Source organism: Flavobacterium daejeonense DSM 17708, from assembly GCF_000425425.1.
In the GTDB taxonomy this organism is placed as follows: Bacteria; Bacteroidota; Bacteroidia; order Flavobacteriales; family Flavobacteriaceae; genus Flavobacterium; species Flavobacterium daejeonense.
This window is the reverse complement of the sequence record NZ_AUDK01000011.1, coordinates 26,973-50,922: the sequence shown is the minus strand read 5'-3', so window position 1 is coordinate 50,922 and position 23,950 is coordinate 26,973. Positions and strand designations below refer to the sequence as shown.

The following is a 23,950-nucleotide window of genomic DNA, read 5'->3' as shown; positions in this document are numbered from 1 at the left end:
TTTAAATAATGCAGAGACTGTCCTGGAAACAGCCCCCACATTATGAACTTTTATTTAGTTTTTGTTACCAATTTTTAGGCTTTTCAAGTATTCCAATGGTTTTTTACCGTCGTAAGTAATACCGTCAATAAATTCGTTTGTTGGAGCTTTATAACCATCTGTTTTTGGGATGTCAGCCAGGTCTAAGTTTCCTTCTTTAACCAATAATTCAGCAGCTTTTGTCCAAATTTCCGGTTTGTAAACTTCTTTGATTTTTGAAGCATACCATTCAGCAGATTGCGCTTCTGTGATTTGTCCCCAACGTCTCATTTGAGTCATGTACCAGATACCGTCTGAGTAGAATGGATAAGTCGCATTGTATTTGAAGAATACGTTAAAGTCTGGTTCCTCACGTTTGTCTCCTTTTTCATATTCAAAAGTTCCTGTCATTGAGTTTTTTAACACATTTTCATCAGCACCTACATAAGCAGGACTTGATAAGATTTTAACAGCTTCCGCTCTGTTTTTTGGATCATCTAACCATTTTCCGGCTCTGATTAAGGCTTTAGTGATAGCAATAGCCGTATTTGGATTTTTCTTTACAAAAGCTTCTGTCATTACGAATACTTTTTCCGGGTGATTTTTCCAGATATCACTTGAAGTAATTACCGGAACTCCAATCCCTTTAGCAACTGCTTGTTGGTTCCAAGGTTCACCTACACAGTATCCGTTGATTGTTCCTGCTTCAAGAGTAGCCGGCATTTGTGGAGGAGGCGTTACTGATAGTAATACATCTGAGTTGATGTTTCCTTGTACGTTGTCTTTAGTATATTGTCCAGGGTTGATTCCTCCGGCAGCTAACCAATATCTTAATTGGTAGTTGTGAGTAGATACAGGGAATACCATCCCCATTTTGAAAGGCTTGTTAGCAGTTTTGTATTCTTTGATTACTGGTAACAAAGCACTGGCACTGATTGGGTGAACAGGTTTTCCGTCTTTCAAAGGAATTCCCGGTTTCATTTTTGACCAAACATCGTTAGAAACTGTGATTCCGTTTCCATTCAAATCCATAGAGAAGGTAGTAACTAATTTGGCTTGTCTACCAAAACCAACTGCTGCAGCAATAGGTTGACCTGCCAACATGTGCGAACCGTCAATTTGTTCGTCAATTACACGGTCTAAAACGTTTTTCCAGTTAGATTGTGCTTCCAGAGTTACAAATAAACCTTCGTCTTCAAAGAATCCTTTTTCTTTGGCAATGGCAAGAGGAGCCATATCGGTTAGTTTGATGAAACCTAAAGTTACCTGAGGTTTCTCTAATGCTAATTTTTCAGTTTTAGAAGCGCTTGCAGTTTCAGCTCCGGCTTCCATTTCTTTTTTAGCTTCTTTTTTACAGCTAACAACACTTAAAGCTGTTAATGCTATCATCGATAATCGTAATGCTATTTTTTTCATGAGAATGTTTCTTTGATTATTGGTTTAATTATTTTTTTATTGAGAAAATTTGTGGGTTGATGTTTACCATTAAGTAAGCCCAGTTGTTTGTAGTGTCTTTCAAACCCGTTCCGCCTTTTAAGGCTACCATGGCATCTGAAGCAAACATTTGAGAGTATCCTGCAATTAAGGTGATGTCTTTACTTGCTTTGTAAACCGCTGTTAAGTCAACCTCTGTTCCTAAGTATTTATCGCTGGTTGCAGCTAATTCGTTAGCCGTATAGAATAAATGAGGAGCAACAGAAAGGTTTACTTTTTTGATAGGGAAATCTAATTTTAATGTAAGATCTTGCAATCCCACAGAATTAGCATGATTTCCTACGTAGAAATAATCCATGAAACCGTTGAAAGCGTGGTTAGTTCCAAAAACCGGGTTGAATGATTTTACTACTGAAGAAGTGGAACTTTGATCTTTTCCGGATAAGAATTCATATCCTACAGTTGCTTTGAATTTTGGTGTAAAAGTATAACCTAAGTTAGCTGCTGCTTCGTAAGCCGAAACCTGATTGGCTCCAATTTTTCCGGTTTGTCCGTAGAAACTAAAGTCTAAGCTTAATTTTTTGCCTGTATAATTAACGTAAGTTCCTAAAGTTTGGGAATAATTGGTTTCAATTTCAGAAACCGTTTTTTGGTATTCTTTACCTAAGTTTAAAGCTAAAAAGCTAATGTTTAGTTTTTTTATACTGGTGTGGTACCAGGCATATTGCATGTCTTTAAAATCAGTAGCATAAGGTGTAGATGGGGCAACTTTTCCTTCTGAATCTGCATTTAAGGCAAATCCTAAATCCAACTGGCTTTTTTCACCTTTGTATTTGATTAAAGCGGCATCAAAGCTTCTCCCTTGATTTGCCCAATCTAATCCTCCGAAGATTCTTTGATTGTCATAAGAAATCATTTGACGTCCTACTTTAGTACCCCATTTGTCAGTGAAATTGTATTGAGCCCAACCTTCGTATAATGCAAATCCGTTTTTGTCAGTAGATGTATTTCCTAAAGTACTTACATTTCCCCAGGTACGTACATTTTGCAAAGCTACTTTTACTTTTAATTTGGTATCAGCATAGTTCAAATTGATTCTTGAACGTTGACCCACGAATGAAGTATGCGCTGTTGTAGGGGTTAATAAAGTTCCAAAACCATTAGTGTATTCGTATCTTGGTCTTAATTGGATGTCAGAACTAAATTCCTGAGCCATAGCAGCAGTACCTATTAGGCCAAGTACTGATAAAGAAAGTGTTTTGAATAGTTTCATAATAAGTTGATTTAAAAATTTGTTTTTGTTAATTATTACATTGCAAACATACTTACGTAATTTTACTTATGTATAACGTCTTGCGCAACAAAAACTAGTTTTTTAAACCAGAAACTTTTGTTTTATATCACAATAAAAAACAGGTGTAAAAACAATTTACGCCTATAAGTTATTGATTTTTAGTGTTTTAAAAATCACTTATTCGCACTAAGTAACTTTTTGAAAACTAATTATTTAGGGGTGTTTTACTTAGGCTTTTTGATTGTTTGAGATTCAAAAAGAGTTGGAAATACGTAGAAAGAATATTTTATTCTATAAAAAACAAAAAGCCCGATAGAATATCGAGCTTTAGTTTTATAAAATAAACAGAATAGAAACTTAATTAATTTGGGCTTTGTGTTTAAGCGGTTTTAGGAATTATTATTTATTGATACATTTTAAAATAATAGTCAGCAGAATGTTTTCCGCTTCCATAAACCATAAAAAATAAACAAACAGCCAAAGTTCCTAAGGCTAAAAATAAATTTTCAGAGTGCATTTCGCCCATAAAATTCACTAAAACGGCACCAAATAAAATAGGCAATTGTGCAATAATAGCCCAGCGGGTGAGCAATCCGAAAGCAATCATTATTCCGCCAATCATGTGGGCGGGTGTAATGTAATGAACGAGGAACATTCCTCCTCCAATTTGGTCAATAGGAGAAATCAACTCGACCAAATACTGAATATTGGTGATGAATTTAACTCCTTTTACGAATAAAAACACGCCAAGTGCAATTCGTAGTAAATCTAAAGTGAAATAAGTGTGCGTATTTGCCCATTTATTTAATTCTTTTACACTGTTCATATTGCTGTATGTTTAAAATTGGTACTACTAAGTTAGTGATTTTTAAAACAATAGAGAAAAACAGCCTGTTAAAATAAGGATAGATTGGATTTTTTGATTAAAAAAATAAGGGCTTTCGGAGTAAATCAGGGGTGTTTTAAAATCCAATCCAGTTCAGGATCTTTTCCCTGAATTTTATCTTCCAGAGTGGGGTGAATGCTTATATCCGGGAAAATTCCATGTCCTTTGACGGGAGTTTGATAAAAGGGAGCAAAATTCATAATGCCCATTCGGACTTTTAATTTCGAATGAGGCATTTGAATAACGGGCATAAAACCGGCTACGGTTCCGTTATAATCGCCACCCGTTTCTGTACCCACAAAGGTGGCTCTTTGAGAACCTTTTAAATTGGAAGAAAGAATACTCGATGCCGAAAAACTACCGCCGTTTATCAGCACAAATAATTTTCCGCCAAAGGCATTTTTAGCTATTGGATGGGGTTTGGTTTCGGTGGCAAAATAATTTTTACCGTCTTTGTCTTTGTGAACCGTCAGTAACAAATAGCTGTAAACAAAAGGGACCAAAAGAGATTTGGCAATTTTTACCGGAAAAGAACCTTTGTTAAAATAAGCACCTTCAAACAAACTGCCTTTGGAAACCACTTCCGATTTTTGCAGAAAAACAAAAGTTGAGTCGGAGAGGAAGGAGTAGAGTTTGATAACTTCATTCAATCGGCCGCCGCCGTTGTTTCGTAAATCCACAATCAGCGTTTGAGTATTTCTTTTTTGAAGTTCGGCAAAACAGTCTTTGTAGAATTTTCGAAAACCCCCTTCTTTAAAACCGCTGATTTTTAAATAAGCAACGCTGCTGTCATTCGATAGAAAACGCAGCTCCCGAATGAAAGTTTTGGAAGTTTTGTCAAAACCGTTGATGCGTTTTTTCTTTTTTAAAGCTTTGATTTTATTTTGGTCAGCAACAGAAATTTTTTGGACTGCTTTTTTAGCTTTTTGTTCTAAGCTGTCTTTTTTAAAGCGTTTAATTGTAATGTTTTGGATGCTGTCATGGATTTTAAAAACATAATTCAGGCTGTCTTTAATGCCGTTTTCAATTGTAAAATAAGCAACAAATCGTTTGGAGGCGATTTCTTCTTTAAAAGTAGTATTAAAGCCGTCTGAACTAAAATAACGGTTGTATTCGTTGATAAGGTTTTGCGGCTCGATACCGTTCACCGAAAGCACTTCGGTTCCAGGCAGAATTGTTGGGTTAGAGGATTTGTTTTTTACCACATACAATTTGTCTTCGTAAAAAGTAAAATCGAATTGGGAAAACGGACCAATGCCTTTTTTAAGTAAGGCTTTCGTTTCCTTCTTGCTGTATTCTTTTTCGGGAGGCAAAACGTAGCTGTGTCCCTGTTTGACGGCTGCCACCAACGGACTAATTTTTTTATAAAATTCAAGCGGAGTTAAAGAATTGTTGAGGTTGGATTTTAAACTGTCAAATTTAAAATCCAATTGTTCTTTGCTGATGTAATAATCCAGTTTTGGATGGAGTTTTTGCAGTTTTTTATGGGTAAATGCTACGTCCTTGCGGAGTTTTTCTGCGGGAATTACAGTTTGTAAATGCGCATTGTTAGTAGAAATGCTGCTGCATTGGGAGAAAAATAAAATCAAAAGCAAGAGGATAATTTTTTTATCTAAAAACAGATTGGGAATCATTTGCTTCGAATTTTTTTTTTTTCGAAAATACAATAAAAAGCGGTAATCCGGCTATTTTGCGTTCCGTTTTATGCCGGAATCAATTCTAGCGTACCGTATTTGATTAGTTTGGAAATCAAATTAGAAACTTCATCCGGACTTTCTAACGGACTAACATGACCGCCATTGACGATAATCGTTTCCAGAAAGATAGAAGCAGGTACAAAATCATCTTTGCCGTTGATGGCATAAGCCTTTACTTTTAAATTCTGAATTAAATCGGAAGCATCCGTTGGGTCGAGAATAACGGTTTGATCGATTTCTCTGATTTGTTGGTTAGACAAAAGAGCCATCGGTCTTTTTAAGTGGTAGAATAATAAAGGATTTTTTTGCAGAGAATTTTTGGCAAACAAAACTTTAGCAGCCTGTTTGCTATAAAAATTTCGGAATAAAAGCAGGGAATGTTGCAGGTGTTGTAGTATTTTTTGTTTTGCAGATGCAGCCTGAAAAGGCATATTACAAAGCCCGATAGCCGCAAAGCGATCCGGATACAGGCTTGCGGCTCTTAAAATGCTCATACTTCCCCAGGAATGTCCCACAGCAATTGCTTTTGGGATTTCTAAGTTGTTTAAAATATCCACGAGCATTTGGGCGCAATCCTCCAAATTCCAACCATTTTTAATGTCTTCCTGACTTTTTCCGTGCAAAGGCATATCAACAGCAATAACGGTTCGGTCGGTTATGGAATAGATGTAATGCTTCCAGAGTTTATGGTCAAAATAAAGGCCGTGAAGAAAAATTACCGGAGTTTCATTTAATGGTTTTTCTTTGATGTAAACGGCAATTTTACCAATAGAGGTGAATATATTTTTACGCTTAATTTTCATGAGGGTATTAACAATAAAAAATAATTCTGCAAATTATAACCAGACCTCATGTTTGTGTTGACACAAAAGTGTCAAAATGTATTTTGTGCTATTTTTTTTCTGATTCTGGTGAGCGATTGACGTTCAATTCCTAAGTAAGAAGATAAGTCGGAAATAGAAACCCGATTGAATAATTCGGGGTTTTCTTTGACGAAATTCAGGTATCTGGTTTCGGCATTTTCGAACAAAAAACTTTCAATTCTTTTTTGTTGCATGTGCAAAATTGCCTCAGCAATCAATCGGCCGTAGCGTTCTACATTTGGAAATTTTTTATAGCCTTCCTGAATGTGTTCGTAAGGAAGATTCACCATAATTGTTGGCTCGATACATTGAAAATGATATTTGCTGGGTGTCTGCTTTACAAAAGAAGTGTAATGCGTAGCATATTTATTTTCCGAAATAAAATTGACGGTTTTTTCGTTGCCATTTTCATCTACATAATAGGAGCGCACTAAACCGCTGAACACAAATCCGATGGCTTTTTGAACGGTATTGGCTTCTAAATAAAATTGTTTGGGTTTGAACTTCGAAATAGTAAGTCCCGTTTTTAAAAAATCTAATTCAGCCTCTGTCAAGGAGGGGCAAAGTTTTGTATGCGCAATAGTAATGGCAGTAAAGGCAGCTTCCAATTTTGAAATATTTATAGTGTTAAATAAAACGGATTACAAACCTAAGCATTTTTGAAATAGTTTGAAAATTATGTTGAAGGAAAGGTTTTAGCTGTTTGCGGGTTTTATTTTGTTTGTGTATCAGTAATATAATTGTGTTGCTTCGAAGTCAGGAGACTTCGGAGAGCAGGGAGGTTCGTTGTTTTTTATATTTCTAATGTGTTTAGAAGTCCGTAAAATTTAACGGTGCTTATGTTTTTTATCAAAATTGGTGGTTCTTCTTTCCATCTTTTACTTAATGCCATTCCTCTGTCTGCTAATTCTGCCCAAATTTCAGTTGAACCATAAATATAGTTCATAATGGCTGCTTCAAATCGAGCTCTTTCTCTTTTGTCTGGAACTTTTACAACAAAAATTCTGAACGACTTTAATTGTTCTTCTACTGCATTTAAAATTTCTTCCTTTCGTTCGTTGAACTCTTCACGATGAGCCCTTGCATATGACCATCCGTGCCAAATTTCTACTCGTTTGCCTTCTTTAGCTTCATTAACATTAAATACTGTATAGTTACCACTTTTGTATTCTAGTGTATGTTGTCTAAATCTTGTTCGAGTAGATTTTGTTATTCCTGCACAATAAATTAAATAACCGTCTTTATATTTAAATGTCCAGAGGTAAACTCCTTCAATATCAGGAAGTTTGTTAATACCATTTTGATTTTCATATCCTAACCATGAAAATGGACCTTGCCATTCAATCTCTTTAGTATTAGTTCCTTTAGCTTCGATTTCTTTTGATTCCAATTTTTAGTATAAAATTTTGTTTGTTGTGAGTGGTGTTCTATAATGACCGCCAACTCGTTTATATGTGTGACAAAATCACACAAAGCCATCCAATTTTGGGTAGATATATGGGACAAACGCCACATAATTTTTCAATTCAAATATATAAAAATAATTTTTCGAATTTTGAAACAGCTAGTATTCAAAAACAAAAAAAAACGCAAATTCACAAATTTTTTAATCTGCGAATCTGCGGTAAATAAATTTATATGGAGTAAAAACTATCGAATGCTTTTCACAAAATCGGCTATTTTTCCGGTTCCGTTTTCAGATAAATGTTTGATAAAAGCACTACCAATAATGGCGCCTTTAGCGTATTGCGTAGCCTGATTGAAAGTTTCGGCATTGTTGATTCCGAAGCCTACAATTTGTGGGTTTTTTAAATTCAAATTGGCAATGCGTTTGAAATAATCTTCCTGTACATTTCCAAAACCGGCTGAAGATCCGGTAACACTCGCCGAGCTTACCATATAGATAAATCCGCTGGAAACGCTGTCAATAAAACGAATGCGCTCGTCAGAAGTTTGTGGTGTAATCAAAAAGATGTTGATTAAACCGTATTTGTCAAAAATAGCTTTGTATTCTTCAGCATAAACCGCAACTGGTAAATCCGGAATGATTAAGCCGTCAATCCCGATTTCGGCACATTTTTGACAAAAAGCTTCTACACCATATTGCAACATAGGATTGAAATATCCCATGATGATTAACGGAATAGAAACGGTTTTACGGATGTCTTTTAATTGGTCAAATAAAATCTGAGTGGTCATTCCGTTTTGTAAAGCCGCAGTGGAACTTGCCTGAATGGTTGGTCCGTCTGCAAGGGGATCACTAAATGGCAATCCAATTTCAATTAAGTCCACACCATTTTTTTCGAGTTCCTGAATTATAGACGCCGTGTCATTCAGATTAGGAAATCCCGCCGAAAAGTAGATGGAAAGTATTTTTTTATCTTCCTGTAATTTTTGTTCGATTCTGTTCATTGTATCTTTTTTAAACACCTGAAAAGTCATTCCGAGGAACGAAGGAATCTCACTATCTAAATCACTTGATGTGATTGATTCACTAGTTCGCTATCGCTTGTATCTTTTGTTCCTCGGAATGATATATTGAGTAACTATTTTAGTTTTCTATTTTAATTGGTAACAATGTAAGCCCAGGCCGTTTGCAGGGATTCTAAGGTTACTTCGATGCGCTTGTAATGCAAACCTTCGTAGGTATCGGCAAGATGAACGTCTTCTTCGGTAATATCATAAACTAAACCGTTTACAATATCGTCAGGATTGTTGGTAGCTGTGATAATTGGGTATTTCTCTAATCCGAATTCTTCTTCAATTTCGATATAGTTAATGACAAATCCGATTAATCTGTCGGGAGTTCCGGATAAAGAGCGCCCAAAAATATTTTCCTGAATGTCTTTATCTTTTAAAGTTCCGTAAGCGAATAACTTTTCCATTTTTGCTGTTTTGAAAATTGAACTTTCTTATTTTTTATATTGGCAATGGTCTAAAAACCATTCCCGTTTTTAGATAGCTGTTAGTATTTGAAATAATCGATATAGGTGTTTAAATCCTTATCGCCACGACCGGAAAGACAAATTACCACAACATCTTTGGGTTTGAATTTCTTATCGTTTAATACTGCCAAAGCATGAGAAGATTCGATGGCCGGAATAATTCCTTCCAGTTTACAAAGATCTAATCCGGCTTTCATCGCTGCGTCATCGGTAACTGAGAAAAATTCAGCACGTCCGGTTTCTGCTAAATGAGCGTGCATTGGTCCGACTCCCGGATAATCCAAACCAGCTGAAATGGAATAAGGTTCCGTGATTTGTCCGTCAGGAGTTTGCATCAACAGGGTTTTACAACCGTGGATGATTCCCACTTTCCCTAATTTGCTGGTGGCGGCACTGTGTCCGGAATTAACGCCTTTTCCGGCGGCTTCCACCGCTACGATTCCTACTTCCGGTTCGTGTAAAAAGTGGTAAAAAGTTCCTGCGGCATTACTTCCTCCGCCAATACAGGCTACCACATAATCCGGATTTTCACGTCCTTCTTTTTCTTTTAACTGCCATTTTATTTCTTCGGAAATTACGCTTTGAAAACGCGTTACCATATCCGGATAAGGATGTGGCCCAATGGCTGAACCAATGATATAATGCGTATCTACCGGATTGTTAATCCAGTCGCGAATGGCTTCGTTAGTAGCATCTTTTAATGTTCTTGAACCGGAAAGAGCAGCGCGAACTTCGGCTCCCAGCATTTTCATTCGGGCAACGTTTGGCGCCTGACGCTTGATGTCAATTTCTCCCATATATACAATGCATTCCAAGCCCATTAAAGCGCAAACGGTAGCGGTTGCCACACCGTGCTGTCCGGCACCGGTTTCAGCAATAATGCGTTTTTTGCCTAGTTTTTTAGCCACCAAAATTTGTCCGATGGTATTGTTGATTTTGTGCGCGCCGGTATGATTTAAATCCTCTCTTTTCAGATAGATTTTAGTATTGTATTTTTCAGATAATCTTTTGGCAAAATACAACGGACTTGGACGACCGACATAATCTTTTAACAATTGGTCAAATTCGGCTTTAAATTCCGGTTCGGCCATGATTTTTAAATATTGCTGGCGTAATTCCTCCACATTTGGATATAACATTTCCGGAATGTAAGCTCCTCCAAACTGGCCATAATAGCCTTTTTCATCAACGTTGTATGACATTTTAACTGTTTTTTATTGCGATGCACTGTTGTAGTGCTTCGGTATTTTTTAATCCTGGTTCTATTTCAAATTTACTGTTTACATCAATGGCAAAAACGGGTAAATTGGTTTTTAGTATTTCATTAACGGCTTCCATTTCATCTAAACCAATTCCGCCACTGAGGAAAAATGGTTTTGTTGACGGATAATTTTCTAATACTTTCCAGTCAAAGGTAGTTCCGTTTCCTCCGGGTAATTTTCCTTTGGTATCAAAAAGAAAATAATCGCAGGCTTTTTCAAACGGTTCTAAAACGGAGAAATCAAAATCATCGGCTACCGAAAATACTTTTATGATCTCAATATCTGCTGCTAATTGCGTTTTCAAATTTAAACAAAATTCTACAGATTCATGTCCATGTAATTGTACCGCCTGCAAATTGTATTTTTGTACTTTTTCGATAATATTCTCGACAGTTTCATTGACAAAAACACCTGTTTTTTTAATTGAATTGGGTAAATCAGGCATAATACCATCAAAATATCGGGCTGATTTTTCCCAAAATATAAATCCCATATAATCGGGTAGGAGTGCGCCTACTTCGAGCATATTGTCGGGATATTTCATGCCACAGACTTTTAGTTTCATAATCTATAATTTTTTAACCACAAAGAGCACTAAGTTTTCGCAAAGCTCACAAAGCTCTATGCTTTCTTTTAATTGATAGTTTGTAACTTCCATCTTCTAACTTCTAACTTCTAACTTATCAATAAATTCCTTTGCTGCTTTTCCGGCATTGTCAGTTTTCATAAAGTTTTCACCAATTAGGAAACCTTTGTATCCATAAGGCTTTAATTCGTTGATCGCTTCAATGGAACTGATGCCGCTTTCAGAAACTTTTACAAATTCATTTGGGATTAAATCGGCCAATTGCTTGCTGAAATCTAAACTTACTTCGAATGTTTTAAGATTTCTGTTGTTTACGCCAATCATGTTCAAACTTGGCATAATGGATTTTTCCAATTCTTCCTGATTGTGAACTTCTAATAAAACTTCTAATCCTAAACTTTGCGCAAATTCCGATAAGGATTTGATCTCTTCGCGGGTTAAAACCGCTGCAATCAGCAAAATCAAATCGGCTCCGTGTGCTTTGGCTTCTAATATTTGGTATTCATCAACGATGAATTCTTTTCGCAAAAGCGGAATATTTACCGATGCTCTGGCTAATAATAAATCGTCCAAAGAACCACCAAAATATTTCCCGTCAGTCAAAACAGAAATTCCACAGGCACCGGCACTTTCATAACCTTTCACCACTTCTTCCACCGTAAAACCATAGTTGATTTCGGCTTTAGAAGGTGAGCGACGTTTGTGTTCAGCAATAATTCCCGAGTTGCTGTTTTTTAAATTATTACTTAAAGAAATTGTTTTTTTGCAAAAGAAAACCGAAGCTTCCAATTGTGAAACCGGAATTATGGATTTCTTAAGAAAAACTTCTTGTTTTTTGTCAACGATGATTCTATCGAGTATGTTCATTTTTTTAATTTAAAGACTTAATTCCTGTAATTTTTTCAAGGCAGCTAATCCTTTTCCTGAGAATAAACTTTCCTTAGCCTGTTCAAATCCTTCTAATGGCGTGCATCCGGTTACGGTAGCGATGGCCAGACCTGCATTGGCACAAACCACATTGTTTTGGGCTTCGGTTCCTTTTCCGGAAATGATATTCAGGAACATTTGCGCCGATTCTTCCACGGTTTTTCCGCCTTCAATTTCACTTTGCTTTATCTTTTGAACACCAAAATCTTCCGGGTTTAGCATACCTTCAGTGCTGTGTGTAATAACTTTTGTAGCACCAGTCAAAGATACTTCGTCATAGCCGTCTAAGGCATGTACAATGGTAAAATTGCTATCGGTATTTTGATACAAATAACCATACATTCTGGCCAATTCCAAGTTGAAAACTCCTAATAATTGATTTTTAGGAAACGACGGATTAATCATTGGTCCCAAAATATTGAAAATAGTTCTTACACCCAATTCTTTTCGGATTGGGCCGACGTTTTTCATCGCCGGATGAAATAGAGGAGCGTGCAGGATACAAATTCCCGCTTCTTCTACACATTTTTTTAGGAAACCGGCATCATTGCTGAATTTGATTCCTAAACTTTCCATTACATTACTCGAACCCGTGATAGACGAAACTCCGTAATTTCCGTGCTTGGTTACTTTTACTCCGGCTCCGGCTGTTAAAAATGAAGCCAGCGTTGAGATGTTAAAAGTGTCTTTGCCATCACCTCCGGTTCCTACTAAATCGATAGTATTGTAATCGGATAAATCGATGCGAACGCACAATTCCTGAAGGGCTTCTCTAAAACCGGAAAGTTCTTCAATACTAATGCTTCGCATCATGTAAACGGTTAAAAAAGCTGCAGTCTGGCTTGGATTGTAGCTTCCGTTTGAGATGTTAACCAAGACGTTTTTAGCCTCCTCACGGGAAAGCAATTCGTTATTGATTAATCTATTTAATATGTTTTTCATTGTTAAGTTTTTTAGCCGCAAAGGCACAAAGTCCCAAAGTTTTTTAACTGAATACTAAAAATTAGCTATTCACCCAGTTTTCCAACATTTTTTTACCGTTTGGAGTCAGTACGCTTTCCGGGTGAAATTGCACACCACGAACATCATAGGTTTTGTGACGCAAAGACATCACCTGACCATTTTCGTCAAAAGAAGTGGCTTCTAAATCTTCTGGTAAAGTAGCATCTACCACCCAGGAATGGTAACGGCCTACTTCAAATTCTTTTTCTAATCCCTGAAATAAAACTTCGTCGTCCACAACGGTTTTTACGTTTGTGGCCACTCCGTGGTAGACTTTGTCCAAATTTGAAAGTGTTCCGCCATAAACTTCTCCAATAGCCTGTTGACCTAAACAAACTCCAAATATGCTTTTGGTAGGACCGTATTTTGCAATAACTGGTTTTAATAAGCCTGCTTCGTCCGGAATTCCAGGCCCCGGAGATAGGAGAATTTTGTCGAATTTGGCTACTTCTTCCAATTCAAATTCATCATTTCTATATACCGTAACTTCACAATTTAAATCTTCCAGATAATGCACCAGATTGTATGTGAAACTATCATAATTATCTATAACTAATATTTTTTTCATCTTTTTATGTCATTGCGAGGCACGAAGCAATCTCACGTTATTTTATTTCTGTAAACTGAATACTTTTTATATTGTTTCTGCCAAATCTAAAGCGGTGTTTAAAGCTCTCAATTTGTTGTAAACTTCCTGCATTTCACTTTCTTCATCAGAACTGGCAACGATTCCGGCTCCTGCCTGAGAGTGCAATTGATGATTTTTGCTTAGGAAAGTTCGTATCATAATGGCATGGTTAAAATTGCCTTCAAAATCCATAAAACCGATAGCGCCTCCATAAAAATTACGGTTTGTTTTTTCATAATCTTCAATTAACTGCATCGCTCTGTGTTTTGGTGCACCACTTAAAGTTCCCGCCGGAAAAGTATCGGCAACTACCTGCATGGTTGTGGCATCGTCATGCAAATGTCCGGTAACTTTAGAAACCAAATGAATTACGTGAGAGAAAAACTGTACTTCTCTGTATCTTTCCACGTTTACATTGTGTCCATGACGGCTCAGGTCATTTCGGGCCAAATCAACCAGCATTACGTGTTCGCTGTTTTCTTTTTTGTCTTCTGATAGTTGTTTGGCAAGAACAGCATCCTTTTCGTCATCTCCGGTTCTTTTGAACGTTCCGGCAATTGGGTGAATTTCGGCTTTACGGTTTTTTACAATAATTTGAGCTTCCGGCGAAGAACCAAATATTTTGAAATCACCATAATCAAAGAAGAATAGGTAAGGCGATGGGTTGATACTTCTTAAAGCTCTGTAAACATTGAATTCATCTCCTTTGAATCCTTGGGTAAAACGTCGGGAAAGTACTAATTGAAATACATCACCACGGAAACAGTGTTTTTTTGCTAAAGCTACATTGTGTTTGAATTCTTCGTCAGTCAGGTTAGAGAAACCTTCGCCTTCTTTGGTGAATTTATACGAAGGAATGTTTCGGGATTGCATTAATTGCTCAATTTCATCAATGTTGTTGTGGTCGTCAACGCTGTGGCAAAAAATATAAGCCTCATTTTTAAAATGGTTGATAGCAATAATGTTTTGGTAAATGGCATAATACACATCCGGAATCGTATTGCTGTTTTCTTTTTTAGCGATAGTTACTTTTTCAAAATAACGAACGGCATCATAAGAAATATAACCAAATAAACCGTTATTGATGAATTTGAAATTATTCTTTTCTGATTGAAACTGACCTGAAAACTGCTGAATTACCTCAGGAATATTAGTTTGTGCATCGATAGCAGTAGTTTCGGAAGTTCCGTCAGGAAACTGCTTGAAAATGGTTTCGTTTTCAATTTTTATCGAAGCAATCGGATTGCAGCAGATATAGGAGAAACTATTGTCGTTTCCGTGATAATCGCTACTTTCCAGTAAAAGACTATTTGGAAATTTGTCTCTTATCTTAAAATACACGCTAACAGGAGTAATCGTGTCAGCCAGTATTTGTTTGTATTTTGTATTGAGTTTAAAAGATTTCAATTGTATTAAATTTTAAAAATTATATGTTGTTGTTTTTTGTTTGGCATAAAAAAAAGGCCTGTCGTGATGACAAGCCTTTTATATTTATTGGGATAATACCATAGGAGCTTAGTTCACGACTACTGACGTAAATTATTCCACCACCAAGTATTATTTGTAATTCTTTCCATATCGCAAATATAGGAATGTAATTTTAATTTGCAAATAGTTGAAAGTAAAAAATGCAATTTTAATTTTCGAAATACATTAATCGTTATTTGCAAAGCTGTTATTTGGCTGAATTCTAAAATCAGGTCTGCTTTTGGAACCTGAATCTATGAATAATTCAGTGTTGGTTAGTTGGCTAAATTCTACCGTAGCATTTTTTGAGTACCAATTATTTAATTCGCTGTTGTAATTAGGTTCTTCGCTTTCAAAACTTCCTTTGCAATTATTAATTAAAACATTGGAAAATGAAATTTTGGATAAATTAGCGGTATAAGGTTCGATATTTTTATCCATCAAAATAAAGGGAGCAAATCCGGAAATAACACTATTGGTTAAATTTAATTGACTGTCTTTTTTTATAAAAATGGATTCTCGAACTAAGCCCTGTTCGTTATTTTCCATGTTAATTAAGGTGATGTTGTTAGCTGTAATTTGGGTCATTTTTTTATTAAAATCGGCATTTTCAGCTTTGTCATAAGAGTCGATTTCAAAACTTCTGGAACCCGAAAAGTCGGAGCTGTAAGGATAGCGAATGGCAATACTGTTAGAAATATTGCCCTGAGCTCCCTGAGTAAAATCAAAATCATCATCGGTACAACGATATGAAATCAGGTTGTCCAGATTGACATTGCCACCATAGCATTCGAAAGAATCATCGTTAGAATAACTAATTTGGATGTGACTCAGGATGGTTTTGTTACCGATTCCCGCCATCGATAAACCATTTAGTTCTTTTAATTCATTGAGTTTTCTTCCCGAATATTCAATGTGGACGTATTTTAAAATTCCGGAATTGTCTTCGGGATTTGAACCTCCATACTGACACATGGCGGGATTTAAATTAAAATCCAGAAAACTCATGCCGCTAATAGTATTAATGGGAGCATTGCCTAACAGGATAATTCCACCCCAGTTTCCCGGTTTTCGGCTGTATCCGTCTTTGTTGGATGTAAAAATAATAGGATTAGTTTCCAGACCTTCGGCCAGTATTTTAGCACCGCGGGTAATGACTAAGGTACCACATGTTTTTTCGTCGCCTCTGATAACAGTGCCGGGTTCAATAGTAAGCGAGGCATTTTTTACGTAAACAACTCCAACTAACAAATAAGTGTTTTTGTTGGATAAAGTCATGTCTTTATCGATTATTCCCGATAAAATGTGTGTGGCGGTATTGTATTCTGCCGACGCCGGTTTGAAATTAGTCCAGTTGTTGAATGAATGAGGAGGGCTGCTAATTCCTCTGATGTTTTGTGCTATGGTTGTTAAACTAAAGCATAATCCTAAAACAGCCAGTGTAATTTTCTTTTTCATGATTTTATATTAGATAGTTATGGGGCTTGATTTTCTCTAATAAAACAGGCATTTGCAAAATTATAAACTGTGTTTTTGAGGATGTTTTCTTAAGATTGTATAAAGGTTAAGTGGTTGTTATTTTTTTGTTTTTTGAAAACAAAAAGGAGACTGTCTCGGTAAAACAGTCTCCTTTTTTATATACAGGGTAAAATGAAAATTAGAATTTCAAAGCTACAGCCAATTCAAATTCGTCATCAATAGCTTTGTCTCCGATAGTACTGAAAATGCTCGCGGAGTTGTATTTGATGTCATATTTAGTTCTGTCTACTTTAAAGGTTGTAGTTGCCGTGTTTCCATTTACAGCAAGGTCAAAACTAACTGGTTTTGTAATTCCTTTGATTGTTAAATCGGCAGTTACAGCATATACGTTTTTCGCTTTTGCCCCAATTTTTTTAATTACCAATGTTGAAGTTGGGAATTTATCTGTTCCAAAGAAATCGTCAGCTTTTAAGTGTCCGTTTAATTTTTGTTGGTATTCTCCTGTCAAATCAGTAGCTGTTAAGGAAGTCATATCAACTGTAAAAGTTCCTCCAACTAATTTTGTTCCTTTAAGCACTACAGCTCCGTCTTTGAAGTTTACCGTTCCAGAGTGTTGTCCGGTTACTTTTTTTCCAACCCAGTTGATTGTAGAAGCTTTTACATCAATTTTTTTAGTTTGCGCGTTTACTGAAACTCCGGCAGCTAAGAATAAAGCGATTGCAAGTGATTTTAAATTTTTCATGTTGATTTAAATTTGATTTTAATTAATGATTATAGTGTGATAAATAATTCTTTTTCTGATTTTCTAACTTTTTTATAGTGTTGGGTTGCGTCTTCTTCATGACGGTATCCCAAGGTTGCAATTAAAGAAGTATTAAGTCCTAATTTGTCTAAACCTAATATTTCGTTTACCTGCTCCGGTACAAAACCTTCCATTGGTGTTACGTCAATTTTTAATTCGGCAGCGGCATTTAATAAATTACCTAAAGCCAGATAAGTTTGTTTTGAAGTCCAGATTTGTTTGCTTGCTTCCGGAAGGTTTATAAGCTTAGATTTCATAAAATCGCCATAACCAGCTAAAGATTCAACGGGAATGTTTCGGGTTTCACTAATGTTGGCAATATAACTGTCAATCGTTTTTTCTTCCACCTGAGTTTCATTGGCAAAAATAATCAGGTGAGAAGCCTCTACAATTTGCGATTGTCCCCAGGCTGCGGGTTGAATTTTAGCTCTTAATTCAGGATTTTCAACAATAATTACTTTGTAAGGTTGTAATCCGTAAGAAGAAGAACTCAAGCGGATAGCTTCTTTTAATGTTTTTAAATCTTCTTTTGAGATTTTTTTGGTAGCATCAAATTTCTTTGTTGCATATCTCCAGTTTTGATTTTCTATAAATGTGCTCATGATTTTATTTATTGATTTCTAAATTTTTCTAATAAATGATTTAATTGTTCTAATTCGGTAGTGTCTAACTTCGCGGTTGTTGCTTTTTCATGATCGTTAACTTTTGGATCTAAATCCGCTAAAACATCCAGTCCTTTTTGCGTGATTAATACTTCTATTTTTCTCCGGTTTTCCGGACAGACATTTCGGGTTACTAATTCTTTTAGCAAAAGTTTGTCAACCAGTCGGGTAGTGTTGCTGGTTTTGGCAACCATTCGCTCCTGAATGACACACATATTGGCCGGATTTCCTTTTTGCCCTCTAAGAATGCGCAAAACATTGTATTGTTCCCCGGATAAGTCATAAGGTTTTAAGATCTCATTAAACTTTTCACTCAAAATATGTTGGGTGTACATGATATTGAGAATTATTTTTTTAGGAAGATCTAAGACAACCGTACTTTTTATTTCATCTTCAATTTTCATTTCAATACCGTTTTTGTTTGTTGGTACAAATATAATGCTTTTTTATTTGTATATACAAATATTGTAATGTAAAATTTTGATTAAAAATGAAAAAATGATTGTTTTGTAGGTTTTGTTACTGTATTTTTTTTAATAAGAGGAGAGAAATACCATATAATAATTAAGGCAGATTAATAAAAAATGCCCAAAAAGAGAGGATCTTATTTTAAGGTTTCGCATTATTTTAATATAGGTTGGTTTCTTTTTCCTGATGGCTATGCAGTGCTTTTCGGGTTTCTTCAATGGCTTTTTTCCTTTTAACAGTGGTAAACATAATGCCCAGCATCATAATGATAGCGGTTAATAAAATGACCTGAATAATAAGCGAATTATTAACTAATTCTATCTGATTTTCAGTGGCAATGGATAAAAATAGAAGAATAGTAATTAATCCTCTCGGAGCTACAAATAATAAAGGAAATTGAGGTAATCCCGAAATTTTAAGCTGTAAAAAACGGATTGCCAGAATGATTCCCACAATTGCCAATGCCCAGGGAACCGTGTCCGGATTGATGATTTCGGAAGTTTTAATAAGATAACCAAACAGTAAAAAGAATAAGGCTCTTACTAAAAAAGTAGCTTCGGTAATTAGTTCTTTAAATTTATGAACCTCGTTGTTTAATAAATCAGGTCTGAATTTCTGAATCCATTTGAAATTTTTTAATTCATCTAAATTCCCGATAGAAAGCCCAAAAATCAGGATGAAAACCAGAGCCGGAAGATGGAAAATTTTAGAAATTTCATAAATTAAAATAATCAGTAAAATGATGGGAACAAACTTAATATGATGATCAATTTTATTTAAAAGAAAGGATAATAAAATGGTGGCCACAAAAGAAATAATAATAATAATCAGGATTTCCAGGCAGAAATAACCAAAAGTATTCATTCCGAAACTGGTGTTGAATGCCACAAAATTGAAGCAAATAACGCCGAAAATATCCGATAAACTGCTCTCGTAAATCACAAATTCCTTATAGTTTTGACGAAGGTTTCGAACACTGGGAATGGCAATCGCGCTACTAATTACACAAAAAGGGATAGCATTACTCAGGCAGGTTTTGAAGTCGTATTCGCTGTAATAATAAAACAGCCAGGCCAGACAAAAGGCCATCGCAATCAAAGGAATAAAAGCCCCTAAAGAAGATTTTTTTATCAAATGGACTTTGGATTTATTCAATTCTAATTCCAGCGAACCTTCCAGTACAATCAAAATCAATCCAATAGTTCCTAAAATTGGTAAGGTCGAACTTAAATCGGGAAGTTTTATATAGAAAAAGTTGGTGATTTCTTTGACAAACCAGCCCAAAAGTAAAAGTAATATTACCGAAGGAATTTTAGTTTTTGAAGCTGTTAAATCAAATAAATAAGCAACGAGTAATAAAATACAAAGAGAAATTATAATTGTCATATTTTTTATTTTATATCGAAATCCTATCTAAAATACCAATTATAGTAGTATTTTGTTAGGTAAGATACTTTAATTTGAGGTTAAAATATGAAAAAAATATAATTTAATATACTTTGAGTTTTGGTTTTAAGTTAAATTTTGGTTTTGTTAAAGCGAGATTTTGCTTGAAAATTAGTTTTCATAGAGCAACAATCTGTTTCTAACTCGTAGTAACTCAGTTTGTAAGCTGTCAATTTTTTGAAGTAAGTTTAGCACTACATCAATGCCCTCAATATTTACATCCAAATCTTTATGCATGCGAACTATTTTCTCAATTTCATAAATTGATTCTTTGTGAACATACTGGGTATTGTCCACAAGCAAAATATCTATTAAACCGTTTTCATCAAGATGATTAAAAAAACTTATTTCCAGTTTATAATGCTGGCATAAAGTGCTAATAGGGATAAAATTTTCGGTATTCATGATGCTCTTAATTTTGATAGTTCGTTAAATAGTTCCATTTCTTTAGCAGAGAGATGGGTGGGAATTTTAATTTGAAATGTAATATATAAATCGCCAAAATAGCCTTCTTTTTTATAGACGGGAAATCCTTTTCCTTTGAGTTTTACTTTAGTTCCGTTTTGAGTTCCCGGAGCTACTTTTAGCTTGGCTTTTCCGTCAAAAGTGTTCACGGTAATTTCGCCGCCTAAAACTGCTTTGTACAAATCCAGAGAAACCGTAGCATACAAATTATCTTTGTCTCTTTTAAAATCCGGATGATTGTTAATGATAAAAGTAATGTACAAATCCCCTTTGGGACCACCGTTTCTGCCATCGCCGCCATGACCGGCAATTTTAATCGTCTGACCGTTTTCAATTCCGGCAGGAATGGTAAAACGAATATTTTTCCCGTTTACGGTAATTGTTTTTTTATGCGTCGAATAAGCTTCTTCTAAATTCAATTGTAATTCAGAGGTGTAATCAGGGCCTTTAAATTGATGTGTTGAGCGGCTTCTTCGACCTGCGTTTCCAAACAATGATTCAAAAAAATCCGAATAATCGTCGTTTCCGTCCCGACCATAATTATTAAATTCTTCCTGAGTACCGCCGGAACCGTAATAACGTTGATTTTGATTAGCTTTTTCAAATTCGGCGGCATGTTGCCAGTGTTCGCCGTAAGCGTCGTATTTTTTTCTTTTTTCGGCATTTCCTAATACCTCGTTGGCCTCATTGATTTCTTTGAATCTTTTTTCGGCTTCTTTGTCGTTCGGGCTAATGTCCGGATGGTATTTTCGGGCCAATTTCCGGTAAGCCTTTTTGATTTCGGCTTCGGTAGCTTTTTTATCTACTTCCAATACTTTGTAATAATCTATAAATGCCATAAAAAAATGATTTTCAATTACCATTAATTTTGAACTCTTACAGTAATTTCAAAAGGAAATTTTAGTAAAAAGAGTTGATTTTGTGTTGTCTTGGTACTATAAATTTACTTAAAATTCTATAGAAAAAGAATAGCCGCATATTTATTTTTTGAAAGTATTTTAAAAAAAATAAATGGTTTTAAACCCGTTGGGTGAAATTAATTTTTGATTATAATTTTTCGTCAGTTCGAGTGATTTTCTCCCGAAGCCTCGGGAAGAAAATCGTATCGGGAACAAGAAAAATTTCATTAAAAAAGGTTCTCGTCCCGATAGCTATCGGGACATTTTTTGTTCCGTTTCACTACACAAAAAACACTCGAACTGACGTTTTAGTAATTTCATCCAACGGGTTGGTTTTAAAAATAAAAATGCCCAAACTGCTAATAAGTTCAGGCATCGTAAAAGATTGAGAAAAAACAGCTTTTTTAAAAGCTATTCTTTAAATAATTCGGACATTAATTTTTTGCTGCCAACGAGCCATAATAAATCATTTTTTTCCAAAATAATATTCGATTCCGGATTTAAGATTCGATTCCCTTTTCGTTCGACACCTACCAAAAGCCCTTTCGTACGTTCTCTTAATTTGGATTGACCAACACTTTTTCCAATAAAATCTTCATTGGTTAATTCAATCTGACGTAAAACAATTTCGTCGGGAGTTACTGTTTCCGGAACTTCAACCTCATGTTGGGTTAAAAAGTTAGAAAATTCTTTGACCTGAGCATCAGAACCAATCACGCAAATTTCATCTCCAGGAAACAAGCGCTCCATTTTGTTTGGAATCTGAATCACAATATCGCCGCGTTTTATATAAGCAATATTAACACCAACTAATTCCCTCATTTTGATTTCGCGCAGGGTTTTTCCAACCAAATTGGATTCTTTTGAAATTTCAAAAGTAGTCATGTGACCGTCCCAGGAACTTAAATAAGCATAACGGCGGTCGATCTTTTTTTCTTCTCTGTCGTTGAGGTTGGTCAGGAAATGACTTTCAATTTTATGATATTGCTCGTGTAATTTTTTAGGAAATAGCAAATAGATTACAATTGCGACAACCAAAGCAAAAAATGCAATGACCGGAGAGAAAAAGATATTCAATAAAAATCCGATGTAGAATACCGCTAATCCCATTCTGAAGAAGAAAAGCATCAGGATAGGACCTCGGTATTTTCGCTCTTCAAATAGCTGATTCACTTCTTTTACGGCAACTCTTCGCAACGAAAGTGCCCATAAAAAAGGGGAAATAATAATTATCGTAATCAATGCGGCAATGGTGTTTCCAAATTTTGAATTTTCGACCAAAGGCAATACAAATTTAGACGACATCAAAATCACCGAAGTAATAATAATGGTATGTAAAATAATTTGCAGCAAATGCGCTCTGATTACGATTTGCCAGGTACTTACCGAGCGAATCGCCTGAGCATTGGCACTGTAAAGAGCAATTCTTCGGGTCCATTTTCGGGGTAATTTTTTTTCCAGATAAACCGAAAAAGGAACTGCCATCTTAACCATAAAAGGCGTTGTAAAAGTGGTAACTGCCGAAACCGCCACTACTACCGGATACAGGAAATTACTGGTTACATTCATCGACATACCCAGTGTAGCAATAATGAAGGAGAATTCCCCAATTTGCGACAAACTCATCCCTGTTTGGATGGATTGTTTTAAAGGTTGTCCCGAAATCAACGCTCCTATAGTAGAACTGATGGATTGTCCAAAAATGGTAACGAAGGTTAAAATAACTACCGGAAGTGCATATTCATAAAGCGTATGCGGATTAATCAACATTCCGACCGATACAAAAAATACCGCTCCAAATAAATCTTTTACCGGTTTTACTAAATGTTCAATGTGTTCGGCATGAGTAGTTTCCGCAATGATAGAACCCATGATAAAAGCTCCTAAAGCAGGTGAAAAACCAACATTTGAAGCCAATATTACCATCATTAAACACAAAGCCAGTGAAATAATCAGCATCATTTCATCGGTTAGTAAGTGTTTGGTTTTCTTTAATAATGTTGGAATAAAAAAGATGCCACCCACAAACCAGGCAATCAGGAAAAAGCCTAATTTTAATACAGAAAGTAATAATTCACTGCCTGAAAATTGCTGACTTACTGCTACCGTGGACAGCAAGACCATCATTAAAATGGCTACAATGTCCTGAACAATGAGCGAACCAATAACAATTCCGGCAAATTGTTCGGCTTTTACTTTTAATTCGTCAAAAGTTTTTAAAATAATAGTGGTGGAGGAGATAGAAAGTATCACACCCAGAAAAATACTGTCCATTTCTTTCCAGCCCATCCATTGTCCTGCCAGATAACCTATCAGCACCATGGTTATAATTTGAGTAATCGCGGTTATTGAGGCTGTTCCGCCTACTTTCATCAGTTTCTTAAAACTAAATTCAAGTCCCAGACTGAAAAGCAAAACGATAACGCCTATTTCGGCCCAAATTTCTACACTGTGAACGTCTTTGACCGAAGGGAAAAAATCAAAATGATTTCCTGCTAAGAAACCTGCAATTAAATAGCCTAAAACCAACGGCTGTTTTATTTTTTTAAACAGCAACACAGCAATCCCGGCAGTCATCAGGATAAGTCCTAAATCGCTGATTAAGGGTTTTAAATGTGTGGTGGTTTCGGCAACGGCAGCTACGGTACTCATATTTTTTCTTTCTTTTTTAACCAATTTTGCTAAATATAACAAAAGCAGTTTGGATGTACAATATTGTC

23 protein-coding genes are annotated in these 23,950 nt (G+C 35.6%); all 23 read right to left on the bottom strand.

The features are described 5' to 3' along the window. Positions 1-54: 54 nt before the first annotated feature. Entirely contained in the window at positions 55-1,434 is a 1,380-nt protein-coding gene (locus H599_RS0109160) for a CmpA/NrtA family ABC transporter substrate-binding protein (protein ID WP_026713859.1), read from the bottom strand. Positions 1,435-1,462: 28 nt separating this feature from the next. Continuing rightward, positions 1,463-2,725, bottom strand: a complete 1,263-nt coding sequence (locus tag H599_RS0109155) for an alginate export family protein (protein ID WP_026713858.1) — start codon at positions 2,723-2,725, stop codon at positions 1,463-1,465. Between the two features lie 424 nt (positions 2,726-3,149). After that, entirely contained in the window at positions 3,150-3,572 is a 423-nt protein-coding gene (locus H599_RS0109150) for a DoxX family protein (protein ID WP_026713857.1), read from the bottom strand. Between the two features lie 125 nt (positions 3,573-3,697). Next, positions 3,698-5,266, bottom strand: a complete 1,569-nt coding sequence (locus H599_RS0109145; protein WP_026713856.1) for a S41 family peptidase — start codon at positions 5,264-5,266, stop codon at positions 3,698-3,700. A gap of 68 nt (positions 5,267-5,334) precedes the next feature. Then, a complete protein-coding gene (locus H599_RS0109140) occupies positions 5,335-6,132 on the bottom strand; it encodes an alpha/beta fold hydrolase (protein WP_026713855.1) in 798 nt (265 codons plus the stop codon). Between the two features lie 71 nt (positions 6,133-6,203). Next, a complete protein-coding gene (locus H599_RS0109135; RefSeq protein WP_026713854.1) occupies positions 6,204-6,800 on the bottom strand; it encodes a Crp/Fnr family transcriptional regulator in 597 nt (198 codons plus the stop codon). A 185-nt stretch (positions 6,801-6,985) separates the two neighbouring features. Continuing rightward, positions 6,986-7,582: a hypothetical protein gene (locus H599_RS0109130; protein ID WP_051590693.1), complete on the bottom strand. Its 597-nt coding sequence runs from the start codon at positions 7,580-7,582 to the stop codon at positions 6,986-6,988. Between the two features lie 260 nt (positions 7,583-7,842). Beyond that, the gene (trpA, locus tag H599_RS0109120) at positions 7,843-8,604 is read right to left on the bottom strand and encodes a tryptophan synthase subunit alpha (protein ID WP_026713851.1); all 762 of its coding nucleotides are present in this window, start codon (positions 8,602-8,604) and stop codon (positions 7,843-7,845) included. Positions 8,605-8,756: 152 nt separating this feature from the next. Then, entirely contained in the window at positions 8,757-9,077 is a 321-nt protein-coding gene (locus H599_RS0109115) for a gamma-glutamylcyclotransferase family protein (RefSeq protein ID WP_026713850.1), read from the bottom strand. Positions 9,078-9,157: 80 nt separating this feature from the next. Beyond that, on the bottom strand, positions 9,158-10,339 hold the full coding sequence (gene trpB / locus H599_RS0109110) for a tryptophan synthase subunit beta (protein WP_026713849.1): 1,182 nt from the start codon (positions 10,337-10,339) through the stop codon (positions 9,158-9,160). A 1-nt stretch (position 10,340) separates the two neighbouring features. Then, positions 10,341-10,964 (bottom strand): phosphoribosylanthranilate isomerase, encoded by a 624-nt coding sequence (locus H599_RS0109105; RefSeq protein ID WP_026713848.1) that lies wholly within the window; start codon positions 10,962-10,964, stop codon positions 10,341-10,343. A 96-nt stretch (positions 10,965-11,060) separates the two neighbouring features. Then, positions 11,061-11,852 carry an indole-3-glycerol phosphate synthase TrpC gene (gene trpC, locus H599_RS0109100; protein WP_026713847.1) on the bottom strand — a complete coding sequence of 264 codons (792 nt, stop codon included), beginning with the start codon at positions 11,850-11,852 and terminating at the stop codon, positions 11,061-11,063. Positions 11,853-11,861: 9 nt separating this feature from the next. Continuing rightward, positions 11,862-12,854, bottom strand: coding sequence for an anthranilate phosphoribosyltransferase (gene trpD / locus H599_RS0109095; protein WP_026713846.1), 993 nt, complete (start codon positions 12,852-12,854; stop codon positions 11,862-11,864). A 61-nt stretch (positions 12,855-12,915) separates the two neighbouring features. Continuing rightward, positions 12,916-13,482 (bottom strand): anthranilate synthase component II, encoded by a 567-nt coding sequence (locus tag H599_RS0109090; protein ID WP_026713845.1) that lies wholly within the window; start codon positions 13,480-13,482, stop codon positions 12,916-12,918. Between the two features lie 66 nt (positions 13,483-13,548). Continuing rightward, entirely contained in the window at positions 13,549-14,949 is a 1,401-nt protein-coding gene (locus H599_RS0109085; RefSeq protein ID WP_026713844.1) for an anthranilate synthase component I family protein, read from the bottom strand. Positions 14,950-15,195: 246 nt separating this feature from the next. Then, a complete protein-coding gene (locus H599_RS0109080; protein ID WP_026713843.1) occupies positions 15,196-16,467 on the bottom strand; it encodes a hypothetical protein in 1,272 nt (423 codons plus the stop codon). A gap of 199 nt (positions 16,468-16,666) precedes the next feature. After that, positions 16,667-17,230, bottom strand: a complete 564-nt coding sequence (locus tag H599_RS0109075; protein ID WP_026713842.1) for a YceI family protein — start codon at positions 17,228-17,230, stop codon at positions 16,667-16,669. Between the two features lie 29 nt (positions 17,231-17,259). Beyond that, positions 17,260-17,892, bottom strand: a complete 633-nt coding sequence (locus H599_RS0109070) for an NAD(P)H-dependent oxidoreductase (RefSeq protein ID WP_026713841.1) — start codon at positions 17,890-17,892, stop codon at positions 17,260-17,262. Positions 17,893-17,900: 8 nt separating this feature from the next. Further along, positions 17,901-18,356, bottom strand: coding sequence for a MarR family winged helix-turn-helix transcriptional regulator (locus tag H599_RS0109065; protein WP_026713840.1), 456 nt, complete (start codon positions 18,354-18,356; stop codon positions 17,901-17,903). A gap of 223 nt (positions 18,357-18,579) precedes the next feature. Beyond that, entirely contained in the window at positions 18,580-19,806 is a 1,227-nt protein-coding gene (locus tag H599_RS19415) for a cation:proton antiporter (protein WP_051590692.1), read from the bottom strand. A gap of 171 nt (positions 19,807-19,977) precedes the next feature. After that, on the bottom strand, positions 19,978-20,271 hold the full coding sequence (locus H599_RS0109055; RefSeq protein WP_026713839.1) for a chaperone modulator CbpM: 294 nt from the start codon (positions 20,269-20,271) through the stop codon (positions 19,978-19,980). Beyond that, on the bottom strand, positions 20,268-21,170 hold the full coding sequence (locus tag H599_RS0109050) for a DnaJ C-terminal domain-containing protein (protein WP_026713838.1): 903 nt from the start codon (positions 21,168-21,170) through the stop codon (positions 20,268-20,270). Before H599_RS0109050 ends, H599_RS0109055 begins: the two co-directional genes overlap by 4 nt. A 471-nt stretch (positions 21,171-21,641) precedes the next feature. Further along, positions 21,642-23,882 (bottom strand): cation:proton antiporter domain-containing protein, encoded by a 2,241-nt coding sequence (locus tag H599_RS0109045; RefSeq protein WP_026713837.1) that lies wholly within the window; start codon positions 23,880-23,882, stop codon positions 21,642-21,644. Positions 23,883-23,950 lie beyond the last annotated feature (68 nt).